At 40.6% G+C, this 24,277-nt stretch carries 21 protein-coding genes; 3 read left to right on the forward strand and 18 right to left on the reverse strand.

Annotated elements, in window-relative coordinates:
• Positions 1-325 precede the first annotated feature (325 nt).
• The 18 genes from Q0976_RS00100 to Q0976_RS00185 all read right to left on the reverse strand — a co-directional run bounded on the left by Q0976_RS00100 (position 326) and on the right by Q0976_RS00185 (position 22,191).
• On the reverse strand, positions 326-2,722 hold the full coding sequence (locus Q0976_RS00100; protein ID WP_299489568.1) for a S8 family serine peptidase: 2,397 nt from the start codon (positions 2,720-2,722) through the stop codon (positions 326-328).
• A gap of 431 nt (positions 2,723-3,153) precedes the next feature.
• Positions 3,154-4,050 carry a flagellin gene (locus Q0976_RS00105; RefSeq protein WP_299489570.1) on the reverse strand — a complete coding sequence of 299 codons (897 nt, stop codon included), beginning with the start codon at positions 4,048-4,050 and terminating at the stop codon, positions 3,154-3,156.
• Positions 4,051-4,520: 470 nt separating this feature from the next.
• Complete coding sequence (locus Q0976_RS00110; protein WP_299489572.1) at positions 4,521-5,408, reverse strand: flagellin; 888 nt, start codon at positions 5,406-5,408, stop codon at positions 4,521-4,523.
• A gap of 613 nt (positions 5,409-6,021) precedes the next feature.
• The gene (locus Q0976_RS00115) at positions 6,022-6,852 is read right to left on the reverse strand and encodes a flagellin (protein WP_299489574.1); all 831 of its coding nucleotides are present in this window, start codon (positions 6,850-6,852) and stop codon (positions 6,022-6,024) included.
• A gap of 1,123 nt (positions 6,853-7,975) precedes the next feature.
• Positions 7,976-8,953 (reverse strand): transposase, encoded by a 978-nt coding sequence (locus Q0976_RS00120; protein WP_299489576.1) that lies wholly within the window; start codon positions 8,951-8,953, stop codon positions 7,976-7,978.
• 266 nt (positions 8,954-9,219) lie between these two features.
• A complete protein-coding gene (locus Q0976_RS00125) occupies positions 9,220-11,361 on the reverse strand; it encodes a hypothetical protein (protein WP_299489579.1) in 2,142 nt (713 codons plus the stop codon).
• 625 nt (positions 11,362-11,986) lie between these two features.
• Entirely contained in the window at positions 11,987-13,042 is a 1,056-nt protein-coding gene (locus Q0976_RS00130; protein ID WP_299489581.1) for a hypothetical protein, read from the reverse strand.
• 12 nt (positions 13,043-13,054) lie between these two features.
• Complete coding sequence (flgL, locus tag Q0976_RS00135; RefSeq protein WP_299489584.1) at positions 13,055-13,972, reverse strand: flagellar hook-associated protein FlgL; 918 nt, start codon at positions 13,970-13,972, stop codon at positions 13,055-13,057.
• An 11-nt stretch (positions 13,973-13,983) separates the two neighbouring features.
• On the reverse strand, positions 13,984-15,357 hold the full coding sequence (gene flgK, locus Q0976_RS00140; RefSeq protein ID WP_299489586.1) for a flagellar hook-associated protein FlgK: 1,374 nt from the start codon (positions 15,355-15,357) through the stop codon (positions 13,984-13,986).
• Positions 15,358-15,442: 85 nt separating this feature from the next.
• Positions 15,443-15,871: a rod-binding protein gene (locus Q0976_RS00145; RefSeq protein ID WP_299489588.1), complete on the reverse strand. Its 429-nt coding sequence runs from the start codon at positions 15,869-15,871 to the stop codon at positions 15,443-15,445.
• A gap of 92 nt (positions 15,872-15,963) precedes the next feature.
• Positions 15,964-17,094 carry a flagellar basal body P-ring protein FlgI gene (locus tag Q0976_RS00150; RefSeq protein ID WP_299489590.1) on the reverse strand — a complete coding sequence of 377 codons (1,131 nt, stop codon included), beginning with the start codon at positions 17,092-17,094 and terminating at the stop codon, positions 15,964-15,966.
• A gap of 53 nt (positions 17,095-17,147) precedes the next feature.
• Positions 17,148-17,810, reverse strand: a complete 663-nt coding sequence (gene flgH / locus Q0976_RS00155; RefSeq protein ID WP_299489592.1) for a flagellar basal body L-ring protein FlgH — start codon at positions 17,808-17,810, stop codon at positions 17,148-17,150.
• 48 nt (positions 17,811-17,858) lie between these two features.
• A complete protein-coding gene (flgG, locus tag Q0976_RS00160; protein WP_299489594.1) occupies positions 17,859-18,644 on the reverse strand; it encodes a flagellar basal-body rod protein FlgG in 786 nt (261 codons plus the stop codon).
• Between the two features lie 11 nt (positions 18,645-18,655).
• Positions 18,656-19,390: a flagellar basal body rod protein FlgF gene (locus Q0976_RS00165; RefSeq protein ID WP_299489596.1), complete on the reverse strand. Its 735-nt coding sequence runs from the start codon at positions 19,388-19,390 to the stop codon at positions 18,656-18,658.
• Between the two features lie 93 nt (positions 19,391-19,483).
• The gene (gene flgE / locus Q0976_RS00170) at positions 19,484-20,692 is read right to left on the reverse strand and encodes a flagellar hook protein FlgE (protein ID WP_299489598.1); all 1,209 of its coding nucleotides are present in this window, start codon (positions 20,690-20,692) and stop codon (positions 19,484-19,486) included.
• Between the two features lie 61 nt (positions 20,693-20,753).
• Positions 20,754-21,413: a flagellar hook capping FlgD N-terminal domain-containing protein gene (locus Q0976_RS00175; protein WP_299489601.1), complete on the reverse strand. Its 660-nt coding sequence runs from the start codon at positions 21,411-21,413 to the stop codon at positions 20,754-20,756.
• 1 nt (position 21,414) lies between these two features.
• Positions 21,415-21,831, reverse strand: a complete 417-nt coding sequence (gene flgC / locus Q0976_RS00180; protein WP_299489603.1) for a flagellar basal body rod protein FlgC — start codon at positions 21,829-21,831, stop codon at positions 21,415-21,417.
• 9 nt (positions 21,832-21,840) lie between these two features.
• Positions 21,841-22,191, reverse strand: coding sequence for a flagellar basal body rod protein FlgB (locus Q0976_RS00185; protein ID WP_299489605.1), 351 nt, complete (start codon positions 22,189-22,191; stop codon positions 21,841-21,843).
• Positions 22,192-22,452: 261 nt separating this feature from the next.
• On the opposite strand from Q0976_RS00185, the gene flgA reads away from it, so the two are divergent.
• The 3 genes from flgA (at position 22,453) to Q0976_RS00200 (ending at position 24,098) form a co-directional block, all read left to right on the forward strand.
• A complete protein-coding gene (flgA, locus tag Q0976_RS00190; protein WP_299489607.1) occupies positions 22,453-23,172 on the forward strand; it encodes a flagellar basal body P-ring formation chaperone FlgA in 720 nt (239 codons plus the stop codon).
• Between the two features lie 181 nt (positions 23,173-23,353).
• Positions 23,354-23,644, forward strand: coding sequence for a flagellar biosynthesis anti-sigma factor FlgM (gene flgM, locus Q0976_RS00195; protein WP_299489609.1), 291 nt, complete (start codon positions 23,354-23,356; stop codon positions 23,642-23,644).
• Between the two features lie 4 nt (positions 23,645-23,648).
• A complete protein-coding gene (locus tag Q0976_RS00200) occupies positions 23,649-24,098 on the forward strand; it encodes a flagellar protein FlgN (RefSeq protein WP_299489611.1) in 450 nt (149 codons plus the stop codon).
• The last annotated feature ends 179 nt before the right edge of the window (positions 24,099-24,277 follow it).

Below are 24,277 nucleotides of genomic sequence, written 5' to 3' on the forward strand. Positions count from 1 at the left end.
TGGGTTGTTCTGTTCTCAAGGTATTTCCGTTATTCCGCTTTGAGTGAGGAAAACTTGCTTCCGCTTACTCTTCTTCATGAATTGATTAAAATGAACAGGAAAAGAGGAAGCGCGACTGTTTATAAAACAGTTTAGAACACAGCATAAACTCGCCTTTAATTGCCTTAAACTAGGGCGACAACAAGGAAGGGCCACTGAAATTGACTCGCAAACAGACCAGTAATAAGGGGATTGTTTTACAGTATCTTAAAATGGAAAATAAAAAGGCGCTTGAAAATAAGCGCCTAATAGTTTGATTGTTCGTGATTAAACTAGTTTAATCAGATCACAGGAAGCTTATACTCCAAGAGTTAATTTGACCTGAGTCCTTTCTGTATTTATCAACAATTTTTAAATTCCAAGTTCCTTTAGCATTAACACTGGGCATATCCAATTGGTAGGTTTCAACTAGACTGTTATTACTCCCTCCCCAATTTCTATGTAACGTAGTCATTTCACCCGTTGGACTATATAAATCAATTTTAAGATCACCAACAAAACTGTGAGTTATATCGACATTGATACTAATATTGCCAGCATTACCTGTATGGGTTACCTGAATAGGCAGAATGACTCCATTATCATCATTATCTGGAATACTGGTTTGAACAATGTAGCTATATACCATTGGGTCAACGGGGTCAACGGGGTCAACGGGGTCAACGGGGTCAACAGGGTCAACAGGGTCAACAGGGTCAACGGGGTCAACGGGGTCAACGGGGTCAACGGGGTCAACGGGGTCAACGGGGTCAACGGGGTCAACAGGGTCAACAGGGTCAACAGGGTCAACAGGGTCAACAGGGTCAACAGGGTCAACGGGGTCAACAGGGTCAACGGGGTCAACAGGGTCAACGGGGTCAATAGGAGTCGAGCCTACACAAGTGTTGTTGATTAAATAGGCGTTTGCAGCACTAGCATTGACTAAGCCATAACCCGTTCGAACATCACGCCCTTCAACATCAATATCATCAGCGCTAGCTGTCAAGGCTTGACGTATTTCAGCAGCTGTACATTCAGGATGGTGACTCCACACTAAGGTCGCGACGCCAGCAACATGGGGTGAGGCCATAGAGGTACCATCATAAAAGGCATAGTCGCCATCATTAAATGTACTTAAGGTCGTTGTAGAGCCAATTTTTTCTTTAAGTAATGCTCCTGTTGCTCTGTCTACATTAGCAGCAATCAAATCTATGCTACCATTCGTATCGACAAAACTGCTATTTTTAAGTCCAGGAAGTTGCTCTCCATTGAACACAATGGCCCCTTTTGCACCATAATATTGACAAGCACTAATCCCCCAAGTGACTCCATTTTCTTTTTGATCGATCAAACAAATTTTGTCAGTGACATTACCTGTACAGCTGGTTTGATTTAAATTGTTAATGTTGCAATCAAGTAATGCTAAATCACCATTGACACTGCCTAATATATTAGCTGAAAGAGTTTCCTTTTTACCATTAATGACTCTGCCTGTGTAAATGTAGCGAGTAGCTGGAAATATTTGATGTTCAATATAGGATTCCCCGTCGATAACTATGTCGGCCAAATGCCCTTCACCTTGAGTGACGGTTGATAACACGGCAACACCCGGTGCTGATATCTCTACTTGAGGTGTATATTGTGAAAATGAGGCGTGATTACTGTCACTATCCACAGCAGCAACTGCCATGACACTGTCATAAGAAGCTGGGTAACTCAGTGAATCATCACCGTCATTACCAGCAGCAGCAATCAGTAACACGTTATTATCATAGTGTGTTTGCAGAGCGGATTCTTCTAGCGAGCTACTATCGGGACCACCTAAACTCATATTGATCACGTTGGCGTTATTTTCGGCGCATTGATCAATGGCACTGGCGACATCAGATGAGTAACCCCAACCATCGCTATTAAATACTTTAATAATATGAACATTAACATTTTGGTTTGGCATGACACCTATAACGCCTTGGGTATTATTGATCGCGGCGATGGTACCGGCAACGTGAGTGCCATGGGCATTATTAGCGCCAGGGATTGACCAATCACCTGTGCCTGTCACATTGGTACCGCTAACATTATTGCCGTTTAAATCTGGGTGGCTAATGTCATAACCTGAGTCAATGATACAAACCGTGCGATTACCGGTTTGGCTATCGTTGAGTACAGTATTATCGTCTGATAGCAGGCCTATGTGATCCAGTCCCCATGGAATGGCTTCATTAGAGGTAAAGTTATTACTAAATAATCGTCTAGGTACATCTTCTTCAACATATTCAACATCGGCGCGTAGCTTAAGGGCATTGATTTCTTGTTGAGACAGCGCTCCAGTATAACTATTACTTCGGCCAATTCTTCGCACATCGGCTCGCTGAGTATCAAAACTCACTGCTTGTTGTAAAATGGCTTCTTGCGTAAACACCTCATGCTCCATCGGCTCATAGCTCAGTGAACTAGATGCGGTGTTTAAGTTAGCTGCTGAGGGACTTATATGACTTGTTGAGTTTTTAAACTTAACAATATAGCGCTTAGGCAGTGGGCTATTAGCCTTACTTATTTGAGAGGCTATAGCTTGGCTTATCTGTGTTTGCAATGGCGCTAAGCTGGTTATGGGCTCAATTTTACTGGCATTGACTTGGCCAGACATTGCCAGTGTCAGCAGTGACAGTTTTAGGGTTAACTGGGGGATTTTTTTTATTATCATAACGAGTCCGTGTTGTGGGATCTTTGAAGATCGCCTTATTGTTTTTATGGTGTTTGTGTATTGTTCAGCCATATATTTAGAGAGAGATTTTATTTCTTAAAGTCTATCCTTCGTAACTTATTGTTAATGGTATTAAAAGCGACTAAAACATCTTTTTATAAACCAAAAGTCTAGTTTTAATTGTAAGTAACATGAAGGTAAGACTTAAGCAGAGTTATAAAAAATAAAGTAAGGCTAGCTAAAGATATTGCTTTTTAATTTTTTATGATTAAATGTGCTGATTAAAATAAGGTTCTAGTGTTTACTCATCAAGGTGGGTAAGCTAAAAAAACCTGCCACTCAGTAATATGAGAATGGCAGGCTTTGAAATAAATATGATTAATAAATGCTAGTCAGTCAAGCATCTAGCATTAATTGTTTTAGATTGGATATTAACGTAATAAGCCCATAACCAAACTAGTGTTTTGGTTGGCTGAAGATAGGATGTTAGTCCCTGCTTGAACAAGCAGTTGGTTCTTCGTCATATTACCAGTTTCAAGGGCAAAATCAGCATCCATAATACGACCCGAAGCCGCTTTGGTGTTTTCAGTCACGTTAGCCAAGTTAGCAGCAGTGTGACCTAAGCGGTTGATGTTAGCACCTAAAGTAGAACGTGCTTGACCAACAACATCAATAAGTGCATCGACAGCATTCATTGCACCACCAGCACCAGCACCTTGTGTAACAATAGTATCACCAGTATAGTCTGCATCTACGCTAGCATCAGTAAGATGCAGAGCAGTTAGATCAACTGTTGCTGTAGCACCATTAGCATCGCTTGCTGCGATTGCTGCTAAGTCTGTTTGTGCTATGGTAACATCTAAAGTTTCAGAGCTTGAAGCACCAATTTGAAAAGTTGTAGTATTAGCTAGAGCTTCAAATAAGTTATTTCCAGCATATGTTGTTTCTTCAAGAATACGAGTCATTTCAGCAGTTAACTGTTGAAATTCAGCATCTAAGGCAGCTAAATCTTTGTCTGAATTCACACCATTATTGGCTTGAGTGGCTAGCTCTTTTTGACGGTTAGCGATAGTGGTTAGTTCTTCTAATGCACCATCAGCAGTTTGTAACATAGAGGTTGCATCAGATACGTTGCGGCTAGCCGTTTCCATGCCAGTTACATTGGCATTCAAACGCGTCGCAATTTGTAGACCAGCAGCATCGTCAGCGGCGCTATTAATGCGTAGGCCGGTTGATAAACGCTCCATCGCATTTGACAGTAGGTCATTGGTTTTGTTTACAGAATTTTGTGCGATAAGTGAAGCGTTGTTAGTTTGAACAGATAACATATTTCTTCTCCGAAATAGAATACTTGATTGGTGTCAGCAAAATTAAAACGACGCCAGATCTCGGAACTGAAAGGATTTATAAAAAAGGAGGGGATTTAGATAGTTTTTTTTATTTTTTTATTTTTTATTGTTTTAAATCAACTGCTTATTTGTACGCGTGTGATGTTAATTATTAATGTGTTTTGTTTTTTATAGTTTTCATTTGGCTTTATTTTGTTTTTTTTTAGACTTAAAAATGTTTTTATTTGGTTTTATGTTTTGAAGTTTATGTATTTTGCAGTTGTTAATACTGTGGCTTGATAACGCATTGAGATGACGCTAATTGACACATTTAGTCGAATGAAAGAGCCTATGTTAAGTTAAGTAAGTTAAGGCTCTGTCTATATTTCAACCTGTTTTGATATTGCTTAAAGTAAGTTAGATAAGTTAAATAATTAACTGCTACTAATCTATTTGCTATGTATTGAGGTTTAACTAAGTAGCCCTAATACTAAGCCGGTATTTTGGTTCGTTGAAGATAGAATATTTGTCCCAGCTTGAACTAATAACTGATTTTTCGTCATGTTTGCCGATTCAACGGCAAAATCTGCGTCCATAATGCGACTAGATGCTTCCTGTGTATGTTGAGTGACATTGGCTAGATTCGATGCGGTATGCCCTAAACGATTAATGTTAGCGCCTAGTGAAGAGCGAGTTTCTCCTATGAGATTAAGCAATCCATCAATAGCCTCCATTGCACCAGCTGCGCCGGAACCATCTTTACCTGCATAAAAATCAATTGCTTCACTGGTATCCGTTAGACTGATGCTAGTGAGTTCTACACGGCCACCATTACCTTGAGCATCAGTCATACCAAATTTTTCTACATCAATGAAATCAACTTGAGCACTTAAGGTTTCTGAGTTAGAAGCACCAATTTGAAAGTTTACACCTGAATCTAATACATCGAATAAAGCATTTCCGGCAAAAGTCGTTTCTGTCATTATTCGCTCGGTTTCAGTAGTAAGCTGTTGAAATTCTTTATCCAGAGATTTGAGATCTTCCGCCGAATTAACGCCATTAGCGGCTTGTATAGCCAGTTCTTTTTGTCGATTAGCGATAGTGGTTATTTCGCTTAGAGCGCCGTCAGCGGTTTGTAACATAGAGGTGGCATCTGATACGTTACGACTAGCGGTTTGCATACCTATTATATTGGCATTTAAACGACTGGCGATTTGTAGGCCCGCAGCATCATCGGCAGAGCTGTTAATTCTCAGCCCCGTTGATAAGCGTTCCATTGCATTGGTTAATAAGTCATTACTCTTATTAACAGCGTTTTGCCCAATTAATGAAGCATGATTAGTATGAACTGATAACATAATATATCCCTTAAAATATGTTGATCATGTCGATATTGAATTAAACCTTAGATGACCTTCTTCTTATTATATTGATATCGATTTGTTGATTAATTTACTCAAAAACTTGCGGCTTTAGGTAAACGTTAGAGAATAAAAATGCCCTTAATTGTGGTCAAATATTCTGCTTAATATCAAATATGAGTCTAGCCTGAAAGGGTGAACTAGTATTACAAGCAAGTGCCTTGAACGGAGGAAAAAGCTGTTCATTTGATTGTTAATATGCATAGTTTATAACAATACAAGAAGGCTAAGATTAAAACTAAGAAGGAGATTGGAAAATAGTCTAGTAAATTAACCAAGTTAACTGGAAAATGAAACCCAATACCATGTTTAAACAATAAGTTGACACCAATCAAATTATACATTTAAAACCCACTATCACGGAGTAAGTATTGTGTTCCATTATCCATAAAATTAACTTACTAGGACTTTAACTTTATTCTTAAGTACGTTATTGATAAGTATGTTATTAATAATTATCTTACTCATGAATAAATAAAGCGCCCCTAGTGATAGTGATAGCAATTTCACTATGCGAAGGAAGCGCTTTGCTTGTCTTTATATTAAGGGATTAACCTAAAAGACCTAAAACCAAACCTGTGTTTTGGTTAGCTGAAGACAGAATGTTAGTACCAGCTTGAACAAGCAGTTGATTCTTAGTCATGTTAGCAGACTCAACGGCGAAATCAGTATCCATGATACGGCCTGCAGCCGCCATAGTGTTTTCAGTCACGTTGGCCAAGTTAGCTGCAGTATGACCTAAACGGTTGATTTTAGCACCTAGTTCTGAGCGAGCTTCGCCAACAACGCCAATTAATGCATCAATATCATCCATAGCTGTTTCAGCATCTGCGCGGCCATTAGCTTCGAAATCAACAGTTTTTAATGTACCACCACCAACAGTTGCAATATCAATTTTATCAACTTGTACGTCCATGCTTTCAGATTTAGCTGCACCGATTTGGAAAGTCGTAGTATTCGCTAACTCAGTAAATAAGTTATTACCCGCATAAGTGGTTTCACCAATAATACGCTCGATTTCAGCGTTTAAATCAGTAAATTCTGTTTGAAGGGCTTTTAAATCAATTTCTGAGTTTACGCCGTTCGCCGCTTGTGTCGCTAGCTCTTTTTGACGGTTAGCAATAGTGGTGATTTCATCTAGTGCGCCATCAGCAGTTTGCAACATAGAGGTGGCATCAGACACGTTACGGCTAGCAGTTTGCATGCCCACTACATTTGAATTTAAACGAGTAGCAATTTGTAGACCTGCAGCATCATCAGCAGCGCTGTTGATGCGAAGACCCGTTGATAAACGCTCCATAGCGTTTGAAAGTAGGTCATTGTTTTTATTGACTGAAGTTTGAGCGATCAGTGAAGCATTATTAGTATGTACAGATAACATGTTCCAATCCTTATTAAAGCGTCTTTAAAAAAATTAAAAAGTCTATTTTGTTTGTCACATTCAATAAAACGACGCTCGAACAACAAACTGAATATTTGTGTAAAAAAAAATGATCCAATGTTCGTATTTGTTTCAAAAAGATCAGTGAAAAAATTCTTTTATATTTTTATTTTGTTTATGATTTTATTGATTATTCCCGTATTTGTTCTAAATTAAAGCTAAAGATCAATTTTTTGTAATCTTTACACCCCCAGACACTACCAAGACACCCATAATTAGTCGTCAATTGGTCTAATTCTCTTGGTTTTTAATGTATTTTCTATTGCTATTTATTTTGGTTCTACCAAGGTCTTAATTTTCTTGAGCGGTTTAGAGTGTTTTTTGCTCATTTACATATCACTATTAAGACACCCATAATTAGCTTTAAGTCAGTATATGCATGTTATTTTTGGAAGAGATGTAGTTCGATTAATTTTTTGTAATGAACTCTTGAGTGTAGCAGTACCGAAATCTAGTTTTTAAAAATTAAATTAATCATTTAGGTGTTTCTATGTGTTTTTATCCATTGGATATTTGCTTCATTAAAATCGATTTAATGAAAAAGGAGATGAATGCCACTATCAAGACACCCATAATTATTTTTTCTAGAAAACGTTAACCACTATTAAGAATGTGGTTAGGGATCATCATTATTGATTCATTTGCCATTGATTAGAATCAGTCTTACATTAAGGTTATTGATTTTAGGAGGTGGAGGGCGCTGCTATTAGTCATTAAAGTTAACAATTATCTAATTATCAAGATGTTAATAATTCATAAGCTGTTGATAAAATTTTATTAATTCATATAGATAAGCTACAAATTAGTTTTTGGAAAATTTATCTTTTACTCAAATCATCATAGCTTATGACTGTGTTGCTATTTCAATGCTCTAAAATGTCAATTTTTCAAGTAACAGTAAGATTTTATATTTTGAAATGAATCAGATTTAAGATTGAATTATTTTTTAATGATTTAAAATCAATCTACTATATATGCTTGGGATGCATAAAGTCTTTTTCTCAATGTAATAAAGAGTCAATGAGTAAGGTTTTATGCTTGGATAATTTTTCAATTAATAAGTTTAAGGCTCTAACCATTGATGACAGTTAGCGGCGCCTTGTCGTCGTTTTTTGTCTAAATGTTCACAATAGATGCTTAGTTCTTGCAATGTTCCTACAGGACCTTTGAATAATCGAGTAAAATCAGAGGTCAATTTGATCCAGTTTTGAATAGGAATATTTAGTTTTTTCAAAAGATTCTTTGTTGGAATATATAAAGAGGTATGTTTTTCTCCCTGAAGGATTTGACTGGTCTCACAGAGAAGCTCGCAATAATCTTTAAAATGAAAAGCTAAACCTTTAGAGGGGACGTGGCTCCTATTACCTATAAAAGGCAGCAAATATTGTGGTTGTTTGTTAGCTGCAGAACTTTTGATCCGTTTTTGAATGCTAGTAAAGTCTGCTTCTTCTATAGTTTTCGTGGCTTTTGCACGAATAGGGTTGAGATCGACATAAGCCATACAGGCAATAATTGCGGCTTCATCGAGTAGGGCTTGAGATTTAAAGCGACCTTCCCAGAATCGTCCACTGCATTTGTCTTCTTTATTTGCCATTCTTGCTATGGGTTCATTGAGTGTACGCATGAACCAACTGATATCACTAAGCCTACTTCGGTAAGTTGCTATCGTATTTGATAAAATATCAATTTCGTGGCTTTCTAGCTGTAAACCCTTACTGAATTTTTGGGTGATATTTGTTCCTTTGAACAGTTTATGCCAACGTTCAACAATTTCCGTATTGCTCCAATTATTCGCTTGATAAATATCAATGCTTAATACTAAGTGCACATGATTTGACATGATGGCATATGAGCAAATATCGATGGAAAATATTTGTGCTAATTGTAATAGACGTTTTTCTACCCACTCACGCCTATGCTCATAAGACTGACCTGTGTAATGGTCTATTCCGCATAAAAATGCTTTGCGCACACATCGTGAAATACAGTGATAAAAAGAGGTATCTTCAAGACTAATGATGGATTTTCTTGGGGTAGGCATTAATACGACCTCCAGCTGTCTAATATCAACTTTATTAAGCCTAGTTCAAAATGCTGGATGTTTTTAGAACAATATGGGCGTTGAATTAAAATGGGTGTTTATTAAACGTTCTAACTATCTGTATCAAAGAGACTTAAACCTGAATTTATTACCAAATAGGCTGATATCGCAGTTGGTTAAGTTAACTATATGTAGGATAGTATCGAAAAAGCCAGTCAAGAAATGACTGGCTTTGTGAGCGAGAAAGATGCATTTTTTACAATGAATTAATGGTTTCTGTCTATTACGAGTCCTTGACTGAGTAGCTGACTATTATGGCCAAAGGTGATACTTGCATTGGGTTCAATAATAAAAATGGCATTAGGTGAAAGAGATAGGCTCATGTTATCACTAATGTGCAAATTGCTTCCAGAGGTTAAGGTGACGACTTGATAGCGTTTGATTTGAGTGTCGCCAGCAATGATGAAATCACCATCGAGTTTGTATTCAGTTTCAAGGTTGTAACCAGGATCGATTTGAAATGGATCAGATACTTTTAAATAGTCTGGCAATTCAACAACGAGACTATTTCTAACAATATCATTTAACTCTGGTGAGTGACGATATTGGCTATAATCTATTCTCAAACCATCAATTTCGTTAGTGGCACGTTGGAAATCGATGATTTTATCTGATATCTCTGCGATTTGATTACTGTTCCACCAGTTTAACTTTGCATTTATGATAATTGGAGAAAAGGGTAAAGATGCTTGAGACTGATGTTGGGCTTCTTCTTTGTAAGCATGGAAGGGGTATACTTGAGTGAATAAGTGAATGTTATTATCGATAAAGTCATTATATTCAATTAATGTGTCTACATTTTGAGTTTCAGGAACAACGTCTAGACGGATAGCTTGTCCATTTTCAATGAAACGAGTATGAGTGATAATGATCTTTGTTTGTTCATCTTCTAGCTGAGATGAGTTTGTTGGAAGGCTTTGTTCTGGAAACACAATATCTGGAACCAAATTCGCATAAATGCCTTGTTGCGCATGCTGAACTTGCGCAAAGCGAAGGTTTAATTCTGCTCCTTGTGAGAGCTGTATACCTTGCCAATTTGGGTTTATGAGGTGAGATGCTGCATTAAAGTTTACGCGGTTATGGGATGCACCTTGAGCATATAAACTACCATTAAGATTGATTCTGGCACCTTTTTCTGCAATGACTTGTACACCTTCAAGCAACTCCCAATGACCATTAACGTTGATTTGGCTATTTTTACTTAAATAAATTACAGCTCCAGGTTCTACAATGAATCTTGCGGTTTGAGCAATAGAAAGCACACTATTTTCGCTTACGATTAACATACTATTTTCTGTAAGCGTTGCTAATTGATAGGGGGTAAATTGAGTATCACCCGCAATTAAAAAGTTGCCATCCAATTGATAATGACTTTCTCTATTAAACCCTGGGTCAATAGTAATAGGATCATCTAGTTTCCATTTTTTGGGTAATTTCAGCATGAATGCATTCGTTAAAATATCATTGTTATAAATAGACTGCCTAAAGTGGCTGTAATTGACCCTTAATGCATTACTGTTTTGATTATTTAATCTTATAGTATTCTGAGTGTCTCTAATATGTTGTTTAATATGATTAATGTCTGTTGTTGACCACCAGTTAAAGCGAGCATCAATAACAGTGGGGCTTATTGGTGTATTGAGAGTCTGTGCTTGGCTTGATGTATAAAGGTGATATTGATTATCGCTAAATTGATTATATTGGATACTAGAATCTAGCTGGCCAAATGTATGCAATTCGCTAACATTGATGGCTGTTTGGTTATGGCTAAAATCACTATAACGAATATTAAGCTGACTAATTGGAGCGTTCTCTATTTCAGACTTATAATGGGTGTCCGAATAATTTTGATTTGAATCAGTCGGGAATAATATCGTTGTGCCAATTTGGGCATGAATGGCATTGACTGCATGACTTATTTGGGTGTAGCGTAGGTTGACTGTTGAGCCGTTATATGTGGTGATCCCCTGCCAATCACTGTTTGTTGGGGATAACTGAACAGACTGGAAGCGATTCATATTATAGGCGTTACCCATTGAATTGAGTTCACCATACACTGCAATTTTAGTGTTTTCACCGACATCAATATTAACTCCTTCTTGTAATATTAAAGCGGCATTTGGATTAATGGTAAGAGTTGCGTTATCTGCTAAATAAACATGGGTGTCTTGATTAACGATGACCCTGTCACCGGCGTCAATTTGAAAGTCTTGCTGAATAATCCATTGTTCTGAAGCGTAATAATCAGTGGCTAAAGCTGAATGTGATAAGGTTAGCGATGTTATGCCTAATTGAGCTAATGCCATCAAACCTGTAAAACGTGAAATAGAACCTGTATAAGTACGCACAGTTATTTCCTTTTAAATTTGTTGAGTACTTGGATAGCAATGATTGAGTCATACTTATTCATTACCACCGTCCTTGTCTTTCATTTGGCGCTACCTTAACTCTGCAAGCTGTGCAAATAAACCCCACCACATCACAAAATAAACATTTTATTAACAAACTGTGATGAAGATCGAATAAATTATTGCTTGCTTACTATTTTTGAGATTTGATCACTACTATTATGATTTTTTGCAGAAGATTAAATGTCAGTTTTATTAAATTGCAGTGAATTTGACTTGTGTTGATTTCATTGTATAAGTGATCTTTCAGTGGGGGGTTAACATACTGTAGGCAAGGTCGTTAATTGCTCCTGTATTAACAGGCGATAGGGGCAAAAATAGTGATATTTACCGGCGCTGCTTAACCTGAGTTTAGGTTATATAGCTAAATTAATACAAAATGGTAGTCTCAGAGCGAGTAGTTGGTGACAGTTTGAGGCACATTAATGATGGATTATGGGAGCGTTTCGAGGTCATGCGATAAAGAGGTCGAAAGGCTGATTGAAAAGGGGAGGCGACTTTATGGGCCAATCCCCCTTTGCTTTGATATTTATAAATACCTGAGTTATCAAAGCATCGGCACATTTTACCCCAGCAGTGAAGAGACTTGATTACGATTCACATTGGCTTGGGCCATGAGTGAGCGTACATGTGCGCTAAAGGGACTTGGTTGCATTAAGGTATTTAGGCGCTGTAATGTATTTTGTACATCAAAATCTTGTTGTTTTCCATTATTAATTTGCTTCAGTTGTAAGCGTATTTTTTGCTGTACTTCGCCTAATTCTTGTAACTGCTGCTCAATTTTACTCAATGACTTACTGATTTTAGCCATACTTTGTTTCAGGTTGCTGTGACTGTTAAATTGCCATTCCCTTGGATCTTGCCAGTTTAGTTCTTCGATGACCTTAATTAATCTCGGCTCTCCCGCGGGTAGACGTTGACCTTGTCCCGTCATGAATATGCCATCTTTGATGAGTTGCCATTGCTTCTCGTGAGTATTGAACAAACTTGGGGTTATTGGTGAACCTATTGCTGGGTTGTTGGCAATTTGTTGGGCTTGCAGTTGAATCCCTAAGGGCTTCAAGTTTGCCGCTAAATGACTGGCTAAGCGCGCTTGAGAATAATTAGCCGGTAGTGTGATGTTTGTTATGGCGCCGCCTATTTGCAAACTAATACGCTCATCTCTAGCTTTGGGTTTTGTGAGCTCCACAGATTTTAATGTGAATTGTCGTGGGCTCGCAGGACGAGTCGGTGTGATCACATTTAATTGATGATCAATTAATGTTTTGCCTTGGTATTGAGGCTTAAGGTTCAGCAACATTTGCTGTAAACGTAAACAAGTTTGATCAGGCTCTGTTTGTATTGGTGAGGTATTTTTGAGTGATATTTGTACTTGTTTTTTGAGCTTTTTAAGCAGTTTGATAACATGCTTTAAGCTATGCTCGGCCACTTGTGAGGCTGAAATTTTATGTTGGCCTTGGGTGACTTTGGCCCAACGAACATAAGATTCCAGCCTGTGAGTCGGAATGGAGGACATTTTAGCCTGAACGTTTGGCAGCGATTGAGGCAGTTCACTAATGGGTGCACTAACCGTTTGGCTGCGGTGTTGAACATTTAGGCTGTCTGTAACTCCATTAAGCATAATTTTTAATCTCTATATTTGGCTAAATAATGATAATTTACTGATCTGTACGAAAGTTTGTTGTGTGACCTGTAGCGCGGTGAGTTTCATATTGAACTCAGCTGTAGCTTGAGCATAATCTAATGTTTCAACATCTCCAATAACTCCTTGGCTGAAAATTTTCATTTCTTCATGGGAGGTTTTAGTTAGGTTTAAGCTGTTTTGCTTACCACCTAAGTCAGTAATGGTTGCACTAATGCTGTTTAGTGTATCATCTAATGTACTCTGCATATCTGCAGCGGCGGTATCGAATCCAGCATCACCTGGTGACAGGGTGGGATCCTTTAATACTTCCATATAAGCTTGGGCCTGATTAAAGATATCATTACTGCCATTACTGAAAATAAAAGCGTCTGCGGTTACATTGGCTTCCATCCAAGTGTTATTTGCCACTTGCACTTCACGTTGATTGCTATCACCTTGATAGCTATAAACGCCATTGTTGTCTTTAAGCAGAGGTTGAGTGTTGGTTAGATTGCCTGAAAAAAGATAATTGCCACTTTCATCGGTGGCATTGACTAATGACACCATGCTTTCCATTAGCTCTTCCATTTCTGCGCTGTAGGCTGCGCGATCTTCCGGTGATAAGCTGCCATTATTAGAGGCGACGGTAATTTCACGTAAACGACCTTGAAGATCGATCATACTGGAAAGGTGAGTTTCAGAGCGGTCAAGGCCGGTACTGAGAGAGTCAATATTTTTTATGTATTGTGACGTGGCTGCAACATCACGCTCAGTACCAATGACTTGCACTGAACCAATAGGGTCGTCAGAGGGTTTAAGTAGTGATTTCCCTGTTGATTGCATCTCATTTAGACGTGCAATTTCAATAGTGGACTTTTGTAAGCTGTACAGGTTACTGCTGTACATGTTTTGCATACTAATGCGCATGATTTATTTCCTTAAATGCTGCTTAAAAGAGTTTGAAATAATTGATCGGCCGTGGAGATAATCTTGGCATTAGCTTGATATTGTTGTTGATACTTGATGAGGTTGACGCCTTCCTCATCTAAGTTGACACCGCTGGTACTAGACCATTGAGCTTGGGCATCCATTTGTAATTGTTTACTGGTTTCGGCATTTAATCCAGCTTGACGTGCGCTTGAACCTAGCTGACCGATTTTGGCTGCAAAGGCATCACCCATTGTGGTGTTGGCATTAATCGAGCCAAAGGCAAAGTTGGTATTAACAATGCTAACCAGCTCCTTAAGGTTACTGTTATCCCCCGGTGTGCCATCTTGTCCAAAAGCCAGCATGTCAGAGGTAAAACCTGAGGTTAGAGTCAATGTCCCTGCAGGATTGCCGGCATCATAGCTAAATAAATCGACGGTTGGTGTGGCACCATTAAGATCGGTACCTTGTTTAAGTACATTATTAAACTCATCAGCTAAATTTTTAGCCATTTCATTGGTGAAGGTGATGGAGTCTGTGAGATCGTTATCTCGATAGTCCAGCAAGGCTCCTAAACTGCCGCCGGTGTTTTCATCAACAGGAAAAGTCGATTGGCCGAATTCAATGCTGACTTGATTAAGCGTTGGATTACTATTGAGTGGTGATGTCACTAATGTTGATGTAAGCGTACCGGCAAGTAATGGCTGACCTTGAGCCAGTGAAATATTGACCATGCCATTGCTTTCTTCTGTAACGCGAATGTCGATGATCTTGGCTAAGTCATCAATGGCGACATCACGGCTATCTAATAAGGAAGCCGATGGATTGCCGTTATTGGCCGATGCTTGAATTTCAGTGTTTAAACGGGCAATGGTATCAAGTTGCGCATTGATTTCATTGACCGAAGCGCCAATTTGGCTTTCTATTTGGGTGGTTTGTGTATTTAAACCATCGCTGATTGAGTTGATCCGTTGGCTTAAGGCTTTAGCCTCATTGAGCACACCTTGGCGATAAGCGGTTTCGCTGGGTTTTTCCATTGAGGCATTTAAAGCGGCAAAAAGTGCATCCAAGCCTTCGGAAATATTATTACCGTCGGTATTGAAAATCGTTTCCACTTGGCTGTGGTAACTTTGTTGAGTATTGGCATAACCCACGCTGCTGCTTGAATTCCAAAGCTGAGCGACTTGATATTGATCTGAAATACGGCGAATACCATCAACATTGACGCCCGCGCCGCCGCCATATCCTCCACCCGCGACTGAACTTGTCATCACTTGTTGACGTGAATAACCGACAACCGCAGCGTTGGCAACATTATTTGAGGTAGTATTTAAGGCAGCCATGCTGGCCGTTAGCCCTGACATACCAATATTGAGAAGACTCATTGTGTTTCCTTAATTTAGTCGAACAAAGCTGCTAATACTCATTTCAGTTATGCCTTGAATGAATACATACCGTCATGCTTACGAGTTATTTCACCTTGATGGGAGTAATAAGCGCAGGTTGCATGGCTGTGGTTGATATATTAGTCGCAATATTAGCGGCGTTTTGTGTTGATATTTGTTCATTAGAGGCGACCGCTTCAGGGCGCGACTTAAGGGCGCTGGCTAATTGTTTGGTCATGACGCTGGCAAGGCCTGTGCTTTGCATTTGACTTAAGCGTCCGGCAAGCTCTGAGTCATGCCAATCACGATATAAGCTGTCTTTTTGCGCCGAGAGTGGGTTATCTTCATCCGCCATCACATCGGATGCACTGCGCATTTGTTTTAGCACTGTTTGTAAAAACTGTGCTTCAAACTGTTGGCTGACTAGTTTCAGCGCACCGTACTCTCCGTTGCTTTTGATGAGATCGCCAGCATTGGTTTGATTTAAGTAGCTATGTGAATTGTCGAGTTTCATATGCACGCCATTACCGAATGTTAAAAAGTAAGCTTAAACGCCTAATTGCTTAGACGATAAGCTTACTTGGGGTTGAACCGTTATCATTTGATTTATATTACGACGAGCTCAGCTTCTAGTGAGCCGGCTTCGTCTAATGCTTGTAATATAGACATCAAGTCCATGGGAGAGGCGCCAAGGCTGTTAATTGCTCTGACAATTTCTTCCAATGCGACACCTTCTTCCCAGACGAACATGTGTCCGCTGCCCGTATCAAGATTCACTTGGCTATCTGTGGTCACCACAGTGCGGCCTTGTGCGACACCATAAATAGCGCTGTTTGGTTGGCTGACTTGTGGTTTTTCGATAATGCTGACGGTTAAATTACCGTGGCTAACGGCCGCTTTTCGCACGACGACACCACCACCCATAACGACTGTACCTGTTCGGCTATTAAAGACCACTCTGGGGGGCTTACGTCCTTGTAGAATTTGCAGCTCTTCGAGCATGGACATAAAGGTAATACGTTCACGATGAGATTTGGGCGCGCGAACGAGCACTTTTCCTTTGCTGTCGGCTGCCGCGACATTTGGACCAAAAAGATCGTTTACGGCACGTTCGATATTGCGGGCGGTTTTAAAGCTCGGAGCCCTAAGATTCAGGACAATATGATCTTTGTCATGAAAGTTACTGGGAATTTCAGCTTCCAATATGGCGCCGTTAGGAATATTGCCCACTGTGGTGACATTGACCGTCACTGAGGTCCCATTGCGTCCTTGAGCTGAAACGCCGCCAACGACTAAGTTACCTTGAGCCACGGCGTAGATTTCACCATCCACCCCTTTTAGCGGTGTCATTAACAGTGTGCCGCCGCGTAAACTCTTGGCATCGCCGAGTGACGATACTGTGATGTCTATGGTTTGCCCAGGGCTGGTTAACGCAGGCACTGTTGCATGCACAGCAACGGCGGCCACGTTTTTCAATTTAGGATCGATTCTATCGTCAAGTTGTACGCCAAATTGCTTGAGCATATTGACGACAGATTGACTGGTGAATTTGACTTGAGTGCGATCGCCTGTGCCATTGAGCCCAACGACTAAACCGTAACCGACTAGTTGGTTACCACGAATACCTTGGACATCAACGATATCCATGAGATATCGGTTTTGGCTTGACTCTTGGGCAAGACTAGGCCCTGTTGCTAGCATCAAAAACACACTGGCGAGTAATGTTAATTTTTTCATTTTCCCCTTCCTTGCCGAAGTGAACCGCTGAGTAAGCTGGAATAAATCTCGCATCATAATGGGAACCATGGGCTATTAAAGTAACGTGCTGCCCAGCCCATAGAGTTACTATCGGCAATGGCGCCTTGGCCACCATAAATGATGCGAGCATCAGCAATTCTTTGAGAAGAAATGGTGTTGTCTGTACCGATATCATCAATACGGATCAGACCGATTAAGCGTAAATACTCATCGCCTTGATTAAGCCTTAACCACTTTTCACCACGAATAAGGAGCGCACCATTAGGCAGTACTTTAGCAACGGTGACGGTAATGGAGCCCGACAGTTGATTTTGCTGTGTACTGGAACCGCTGCCATCAAAGGCACGACCAAAAGATCCATCGGCATTGGCAGAATAAGCATTACCATCAATATCTGAGGTTAAACCGAAGCCCATTTGTTGATCTTTGCTGGTTGACGTATCAGCCTTTTTGCTTGAAAAGGTTTTTTCATCCAAAGCAACGGTGAGAATGTCACCTTCTCTAAAAGCACGTTTATCTTTAAACAGGGTTAACATATAGCCCTGACGATATAGGCTGCCATCTTTTGCCTCTGGTAGGCTGTAATCAATTTCTGGCGGTGCCCATTCAGCAAGACCGGGTTTGGTTTCGGCCTCTGGAAAATGAGCTGCACAACCTGATAATATTAACAGCACTCCTATCCATAAATGACGCATCTGTATCCCTTATCGTATTGGTGTAAAGTGGAACAACATCAGTTTCGATTAAAGAGACTGGTTGAGAAATTTAAGCATGTCATCTGACGCTGAAACGACTTTTGCGTTCATTTCATAGGCGCGTTGGGTTGAGATCATTTCAACCATTTCTTCAACAACATTCACGTTCGCACCTTCTAAAGAACCTTGTCTTAATTGGCCCATGGCTTGATCCCCTGCAATCCCTTCAATGGCGGCACCCGATGCGGATGTTTCGCGGTAAAGGTTGTCACCGCGCGCTTCAAGACCCGTTGGGTTACTGAAGTTGACGAGTGTGATTTGACCGAGTTCTTGTGAGTCACTGTTACCGGCAATTTGTGCCGATACTGTGCCGTCTGCTGCAATGGTGATGTTAAGTGCATCTTCAGGAATTTCGATATTTGGCACTAAAGGTAAGCCTTGAGAGGTCACCATTAAGCCTTCGCTGCTGCGATAAAATTGGCCGTTACGGGTGTAACCAATATCGCCGTTCGCCTCTTCAATTTGAAAGAAACCTTGTCCTTCAATGGCAATATCGAGCTGTTGGTTGGTTGTTAGCATGTCACCTGTGGTGAAGACTTTTTGTGTGCCAACCACGCGAGTACCTGTACCTAACTGTAAACCAGAAGGCAGTTGGTTGAGCTCATCAACTTGACCACCGGGTTGACGTTGTACTTGGTAGAAGAGATCGTTAAAGGCGACACGGTCACGTTTAAAACCTGTGGTGTTAACGTTTGCCAAGTTGTTGGCAATGGTCGTCATTTTAACATCTTGGGCCGTTAGGCCTGTTTTACTTACCCATAATGCTGATTGCATTTTCTTATCCTTTAAGCGTTTTTAATCAGGCGGTTGCCTGCTTCGGCTAATTTTTCGGCGCTTTTCATCAATTTGACTTGAATTTCAAATTGACGGCTGAGATCCATTGAAGCGATAAGCTCACTGACGGCTTGCACATTACTGGCCTCTAAAAAACCACTGTCGACTCTGACGCTGTCATCGGCGACAAGAGGATTGCCATCGCGGCTGTAAAACAGACCGTCTTGTCCTTTTTTCATTGTGTCGAGTTCAGGGTTAACCATTTTAAGCTGAGCCACTTGCTCAATAATGCCGCCTTCAGCGCCTAGAATGCTAATGCGGCCATCATCGCCAACAAAGAGTTCACGGTATTCAGGTAGCACAATTGGGCCGTTTAATCCTTGTACGCTGCGACCATCAAGGGTCAGTTGACCCGTTGCATCGGGAACAATGGCGCCTGATCGGGTATAGGCTTCACCTTCGTCTGTCATCACAGTAAATAAGCCATGATCGCGAATGGCTAAATCAAGGGTGCGGCCTGTGGGATTTAGGGCGCCAGCTTGTTTGTTAAAGCCTGTATCTTCCGTTTGTGCCAGAACACGAGTGCGTAAACTGTTGCCCATAGGCGTTACGGTTTGTGCATTAACGCGTTCTAGATCAGCTTTAAAACCTGTGGTATCGGCATTGGCTAAGTTGTTTGCGCGAATGGACTGCGCTTCCATTATTCGCGCCGCACCTGTGGCCGCTGTGTATAGCATTCTATCCATGCTGTTATCCTTAAATCCTATGTACGTTATTTAATATGAAAAATTGGCTGAGCATGCTGTGCACTCATATTGCCCTCAGCCAATCACAAAAAATTAAATGGCGTTTAGTAGGGCTTGTTGCATGGTTGAGTTTGCATCGAGTACTTTGGCATTAGACTGATAATTTCGTTGGGCAGTCATTAGGTTCACCATTTCAGCTGTGGTATCGACGTTTGAGCCTTCAAGGTAGCCAGAGCTTATCCCGCCTAATGTCCCTGTTGTGGGTGAGCCAATGACCGCCTGGCCTGCTTGGTTGGTGGCGGCCCAAGCATTGTTACTGACAGGGGTTAAGCCATTAGGGTTATTGAAATCGGCTAATACCACTTGGCCTTGCAGTTGCTCTTGGCCATTGGTGTAAGTGCCGTAAAGCATGCCGTTTTCATCGAGACGGATACCGTTTAGCTCTCCAGATGTGTAACCATCTTGGCTGAGGCCGGAGTTGTTATATTTTTTCGCGTATTGTGTGGTGTTGGTGTAGCTTAAATCAATGGTTAAATCGTCCACACCCGCAATGATGTTAGGATTCGTGCCACTGGTAATGTTCAGCGTGGTTGTACCGCCAGTGGCTAATGTACCGTCGTTGTTAAAGGTTAGATTATTGGTGCCAACATCTTCACCATCCATCATATAGTGCACTTCCCATGTGTTTGCAGCTGTTTTGACATGATACTCAGTAAGGGCATGCTCTTTACCCAGAGAGTCGTTGACTGTTACTGTGGTGGAAGAATGGTAAGTACTTGAATCTGTAGCATCAAATGGATTTAAGGTAGTATCAATGGCATCAACGGTTGAGTCCCAATTTGATACAATGCCGACTTGTGTGGTTGGGTTGGCAGCAAGACTGCCTGATTGCACTTGAAGATCGCTAATCGTACCGTTTTGCAGCTGTTTTGCCGCATTAACTGGGTATCCTTGCAGACGGTTACCCGCAGGGTCGACGACATAGCCGTTAGCATCTTGATTGAACATCCCTGCACGGGCATATAACGTGCTGCCATCTTGTCCTGATAAGACGAAGAAGCCATCACCTTGAATACCTAGATCAAGTTCACGACCGGTATAGTTTAAGGTGCCGCCCGTTGAGAAATTTTGTGTGGTGGACATGACGTTGACACCGCCTGCTTGACCGCCATTGTAAATAGCGGCAAATTCACTGCGTCCGCCTCTAAAACCAACGGTTGAAGCATTTGAGATATTATTACTGATGGTGTTTAAATCTTGTGTGGTTGCTTGTAGGCCACTCAGTGCAATATTGTAAGACATAAAAACGTTTCCCTATTAAATCAATATGAAGTTAATTAAATGTAATTTCTTAGAAGCTCAATTAAGAAACTTCAGATATTTCAAGAACAGAGACTGTTCCTAGCCCAAAGCCGAGTTCGGCCATCATCATGCCTGATGCACTGGCAAAATGGATTTTTTCAATGGGGGCTTGTACAAAGGTTTTTAAGCTGGTGGACTCATCCCCTGTAGTTGCTTTAGCTTGTAATTTGTACTCACCTTTTGGTAAGCCAAGAGATTGTGGATTAATGTCAAAAGGTATGTCGCCTTTACCTTGCGCACCTAAGTTAATGGTGTGGGCAACTTCTCCGTTGGCATCCACAATCTCAACGCTGACATCACTGGTGGCATTTTCAAGGTAAATTTTTCCTTGAATGGTGTCACTGTCTGCTTCAATTTGGAGTGAATCTGCTGCAACCATGGCCTCTTTGCCTATTAGGTTCGCTGATTGCACTATGCCCATGTTTTCAATCATCACCATTTGCGTGTTTTGATCTGAACGCATTTTTTCTAAACTTTCGACCTGTGAGAACTGCGCCAGTTGAGACACATATTCTGTACCATCGATAGGGTTAGTAGGATCTTGGTTTTGAATTTGTGCAATCATTAAAGTCATGAATTCGTTAGTTAGTGCACTTGAACTGTCTGCACTGGTTGCGATTTCAGGGGTGTTATAACTGCTGGATAACGCATTAACATTCATCTTAATTAGCTCCAAGTTGTAATAGACCTTGCTGCATCGAGCGAGCACGGTTCATGACTTCTACACTGGTTTCAAAGGCGCGGCTAGCGGCCATCATGTCAGCCATTTCATCGACAGTATTGACGTTGGAATACGCCACATAACCTTGCTCATTGGCAAAGGGATGATCAGGCTCATAACGCATATCAAGAGGGGCATCGGTTTCAACAATGGCTGCAACGTCAACTTGAGCACTGGTGACTTGACCGTCAACTTGATTATAAATAGTCGAGAAAACAGGTTTTAATGCTCGATAAGCATCATCAGGGTTTTCTGCAGCAGCGCCTGCGTTAGCCAAGTTACTGGCAACGGTATTGAGGCGAATGGTTTGCGCATTCATACCCGCGCCTGCTATTTGATAGATTTCTCCAAATGACATAGTGAGTTCCTACTGTCCTTCAATGGCGGATTTAAGTCCGGAGATTTTCATATTTAGAAAAGTCAGGCTGGTTTGATAATCCATGGCATTTTGAGAGAATCGAGCCTGTTCCTTTCCGAGTTCTACGGTGTTTTCATCGGCAGAGGTCTGATATGGCACGCGGTAACCCATTTCATAATCACGATTTGGTGTCATGCCAGCGTTGACTTGTGACATGACTGAACTGAAGTCCATATCGCGGGCTTTATAGCCAGGGGTTTCGGCATTGGCTAAGTTTCCTGCTAGTACCTTGCTACGTTCTACCCTAAAATCCAGTGCCTGGGGATGAATACCCAGTGCTGCATCAAGATTAATGGCCATATCGGCTCCTCGTAATAAAATGATTAAAGCGGTGTTACCGTGAATGAATTCTCATTATTCAATTAACGTGCCAACTATTTTTATTGTTTTATATTATGAGGTTATTGTTTTTTTGGAATGGAATTGGGAATGCACGCTTCCTCTTTTCTGTTTTTACTTCCTATTGTTTTCCGCTTTTTATACTGATGAGGCGTTGTGACTTGCATCTGCCTATAGCTTGGGTATATTGCATTGCATATCTCACTCATTGTGGTTGGCTTTATGTTTTTGTTGAAGCGGTTATTGCTTTTAAGTTGTGCTTTTATTTCAAATTTCTTTATACCGTTAGCACAAGCTGAATCGGCCACCTCTGAGCAATTGAAAATGCGCATGACCCAAGTGTTAACTCAAGAGCTCAAGCAGTGGCAAAAATATGCGAAAGTGAAAGGTTTGACGCACAGTATGACTGTGCGAGTACCTTCTGGCGCTGAGAAACTTTCATTATGCCCAACGCCTCCCATTATTAATTCTGCTGATATTGATTTTGGTCAAGTTCAGCGAAAGCTAAGTTGCCCGTCTCAGGGGTGGTCTTTATATGTCAGAGCGAAAGTAGAAGTGACTGCGCGATTGCCTGTTTTTAATCGTGTTATGAAGCGAGGCGAGCAAGTGAAGGCCAAAGATGTGACTTGGATGAAACTTAGTCTTAAAGGATCGGATAAAGAAGTATTAACCAAATTGGAGGATATTATTGGCCGACAAGTTGTGAGGAAACAACATCGTTTTAAGCCCATTAAGGCCATGTACTTAGGGGCGCCAGTATTAGTAAAGATTGGTGATAAAGTGATTATTGAGGCGAAAAGCCAAGGCTTTTATGCCAAAATGCCCGGGGAAGCATTGGAGTCAGGGAGCGAAGGGGAAGCTGTTCGAGTTAAGAATCTCAGTTCGGGGAAAATCATCCTTGCTTACCCCACAGGTAAAGGTAAAGTTTCCACACGTTTTTAAGACTTTTTTGTGTATGTGCCTTTATTATTGGTTATCTATGTTAGGTTTTATTTGTTATCTCATATTGTTTGGTCGTGAATGGGGTCACAATTGTATTTCAGCGAAACGTATTTGAGGTCGCTTTATTATATACACCTAAGCAATTGGGTGTAACGGCATTAATATAACGGGTGGAAACGGTATGGAAATAAATAAGATTAATAGTGCACTGAATGCTGAAGTGGGTGCTAGTATGGGACAAACTTCAACGAAGGCAGAGCCTAAGCCTGTTGATAATCAAGTTAGACAGATTGCTACACCTAAAGCGGTGAGTGAAGATTGGGAGTTGTTAGCGCGTTCTCAACCTCAACTGCAGCAAATTGATGGTGTCGATCAAGCTAAAGTCGATGCCCTTCGTCAATCTCTAAAAGATGGCACTTTTGATCTTGATTTAGGTAAAATAACTGAAGCGATGATTAACCAACACGGATAACACTATGTCAGAAAAACGTGAGCTAGTACAAAGCCTCGTTAGGGGCATTCGCCAAGACGTAGAAGGTTATAAGCAACTTAAAAATCTGTTGGCGCATCAGCGGAAGTTGATGCAACAACGGGATCATGAAGCGTTACAAAATCATAATGAACATCAAAGTACATTATGTGAAAGTTTGAAACAGAGCGCAGATCATCGAAGTGCGGCGTTACATCGTTTAGGGTTCTCTGGAAACTCAGCAGGTATGGAGCAGCTGATTACTAAGCTACCTCCCCAGTCAGCTAAACAAGTTAATGGCATTTGGCAACAGTTATTAATTTTGGCGACCGAAAGTCAGTATGCTAATGATGTTAATGGTAAGCTTTTGGTCGATCAGCAATATATTATTGATAATTTATTGCGACGTAATAGTGAGCAAACCATTGATTACGGTAATCAAGCACAATTGCTATAAGTTTATTCTTTTTAAAAGAGAGTGAATATTGATGCCGTTATTCGTATGACTCTCTTAGCACCTTTTCATTTTTTATTGAATGCGACTTCTTAAAGCATAACGGGAATAAATGTCATTATAACGATGTTTTTTTGTTGTTTTATATCTTTACTATTGTTTATTTTTTGTGCCTATTCTGT

The sequence above is a fragment of the uncultured Shewanella sp. genome, from assembly GCF_947501665.1.
GTDB lineage: Bacteria > Pseudomonadota > Gammaproteobacteria > Enterobacterales > Shewanellaceae > Shewanella.

Bases quoted from the DNA above. Each gene is read 5' to 3' on its own strand.
- Q0976_RS00100 (WP_299489568.1), bottom strand. From the start codon at position 2,722: ATGATAATAAAAAAAATCCCCCAGTTAACCCTAAAACTGTCACTGCTG.
- Q0976_RS00105 (WP_299489570.1), bottom strand. From the start codon at position 4,050: ATGTTATCTGTTCAAACTAACAACGCTTCACTTATCGCACAAAATTCT.
- Q0976_RS00110 (WP_299489572.1), bottom strand. From the start codon at position 5,408: ATGTTATCAGTTCATACTAATCATGCTTCATTAATTGGGCAAAACGCT.
- Q0976_RS00115 (WP_299489574.1), bottom strand. From the start codon at position 6,852: ATGTTATCTGTACATACTAATAATGCTTCACTGATCGCTCAAACTTCA.
- Q0976_RS00120 (WP_299489576.1), bottom strand. From the start codon at position 8,953: ATGCCTACCCCAAGAAAATCCATCATTAGTCTTGAAGATACCTCTTTT.
- Q0976_RS00130 (WP_299489581.1), bottom strand. From the start codon at position 13,042: ATGCTTAATGGAGTTACAGACAGCCTAAATGTTCAACACCGCAGCCAA.
- flgL (WP_299489584.1), bottom strand. From the start codon at position 13,972: ATGCGCATTAGTATGCAAAACATGTACAGCAGTAACCTGTACAGCTTA.
- flgK (WP_299489586.1), bottom strand. From the start codon at position 15,357: ATGAGTCTTCTCAATATTGGTATGTCAGGGCTAACGGCCAGCATGGCT.
- Q0976_RS00145 (WP_299489588.1), bottom strand. From the start codon at position 15,871: ATGAAACTCGACAATTCACATAGCTACTTAAATCAAACCAATGCTGGC.
- Q0976_RS00150 (WP_299489590.1), bottom strand. From the start codon at position 17,094: ATGAAAAAATTAACATTACTCGCCAGTGTGTTTTTGATGCTAGCAACA.
- flgH (WP_299489592.1), bottom strand. From the start codon at position 17,810: ATGCGTCATTTATGGATAGGAGTGCTGTTAATATTATCAGGTTGTGCA.
- flgG (WP_299489594.1), bottom strand. From the start codon at position 18,644: ATGCAATCAGCATTATGGGTAAGTAAAACAGGCCTAACGGCCCAAGAT.
- Q0976_RS00165 (WP_299489596.1), bottom strand. From the start codon at position 19,390: ATGGATAGAATGCTATACACAGCGGCCACAGGTGCGGCGCGAATAATG.
- flgE (WP_299489598.1), bottom strand. From the start codon at position 20,692: ATGTCTTACAATATTGCACTGAGTGGCCTACAAGCAACCACACAAGAT.
- Q0976_RS00175 (WP_299489601.1), bottom strand. From the start codon at position 21,413: ATGAATGTTAATGCGTTATCCAGCAGTTATAACACCCCTGAAATCGCA.
- flgC (WP_299489603.1), bottom strand. From the start codon at position 21,831: ATGTCATTTGGAGAAATCTATCAAATAGCAGGCGCGGGTATGAATGCG.
- Q0976_RS00185 (WP_299489605.1), bottom strand. From the start codon at position 22,191: ATGGCCATTAATCTTGATGCAGCACTGGGTATTCATCCCCAGGCACTG.
- flgA (WP_299489607.1), top strand. From the start codon at position 22,453: ATGTTTTTGTTGAAGCGGTTATTGCTTTTAAGTTGTGCTTTTATTTCA.
- flgM (WP_299489609.1), top strand. From the start codon at position 23,354: ATGGAAATAAATAAGATTAATAGTGCACTGAATGCTGAAGTGGGTGCT.
- Q0976_RS00200 (WP_299489611.1), top strand. From the start codon at position 23,649: ATGTCAGAAAAACGTGAGCTAGTACAAAGCCTCGTTAGGGGCATTCGC.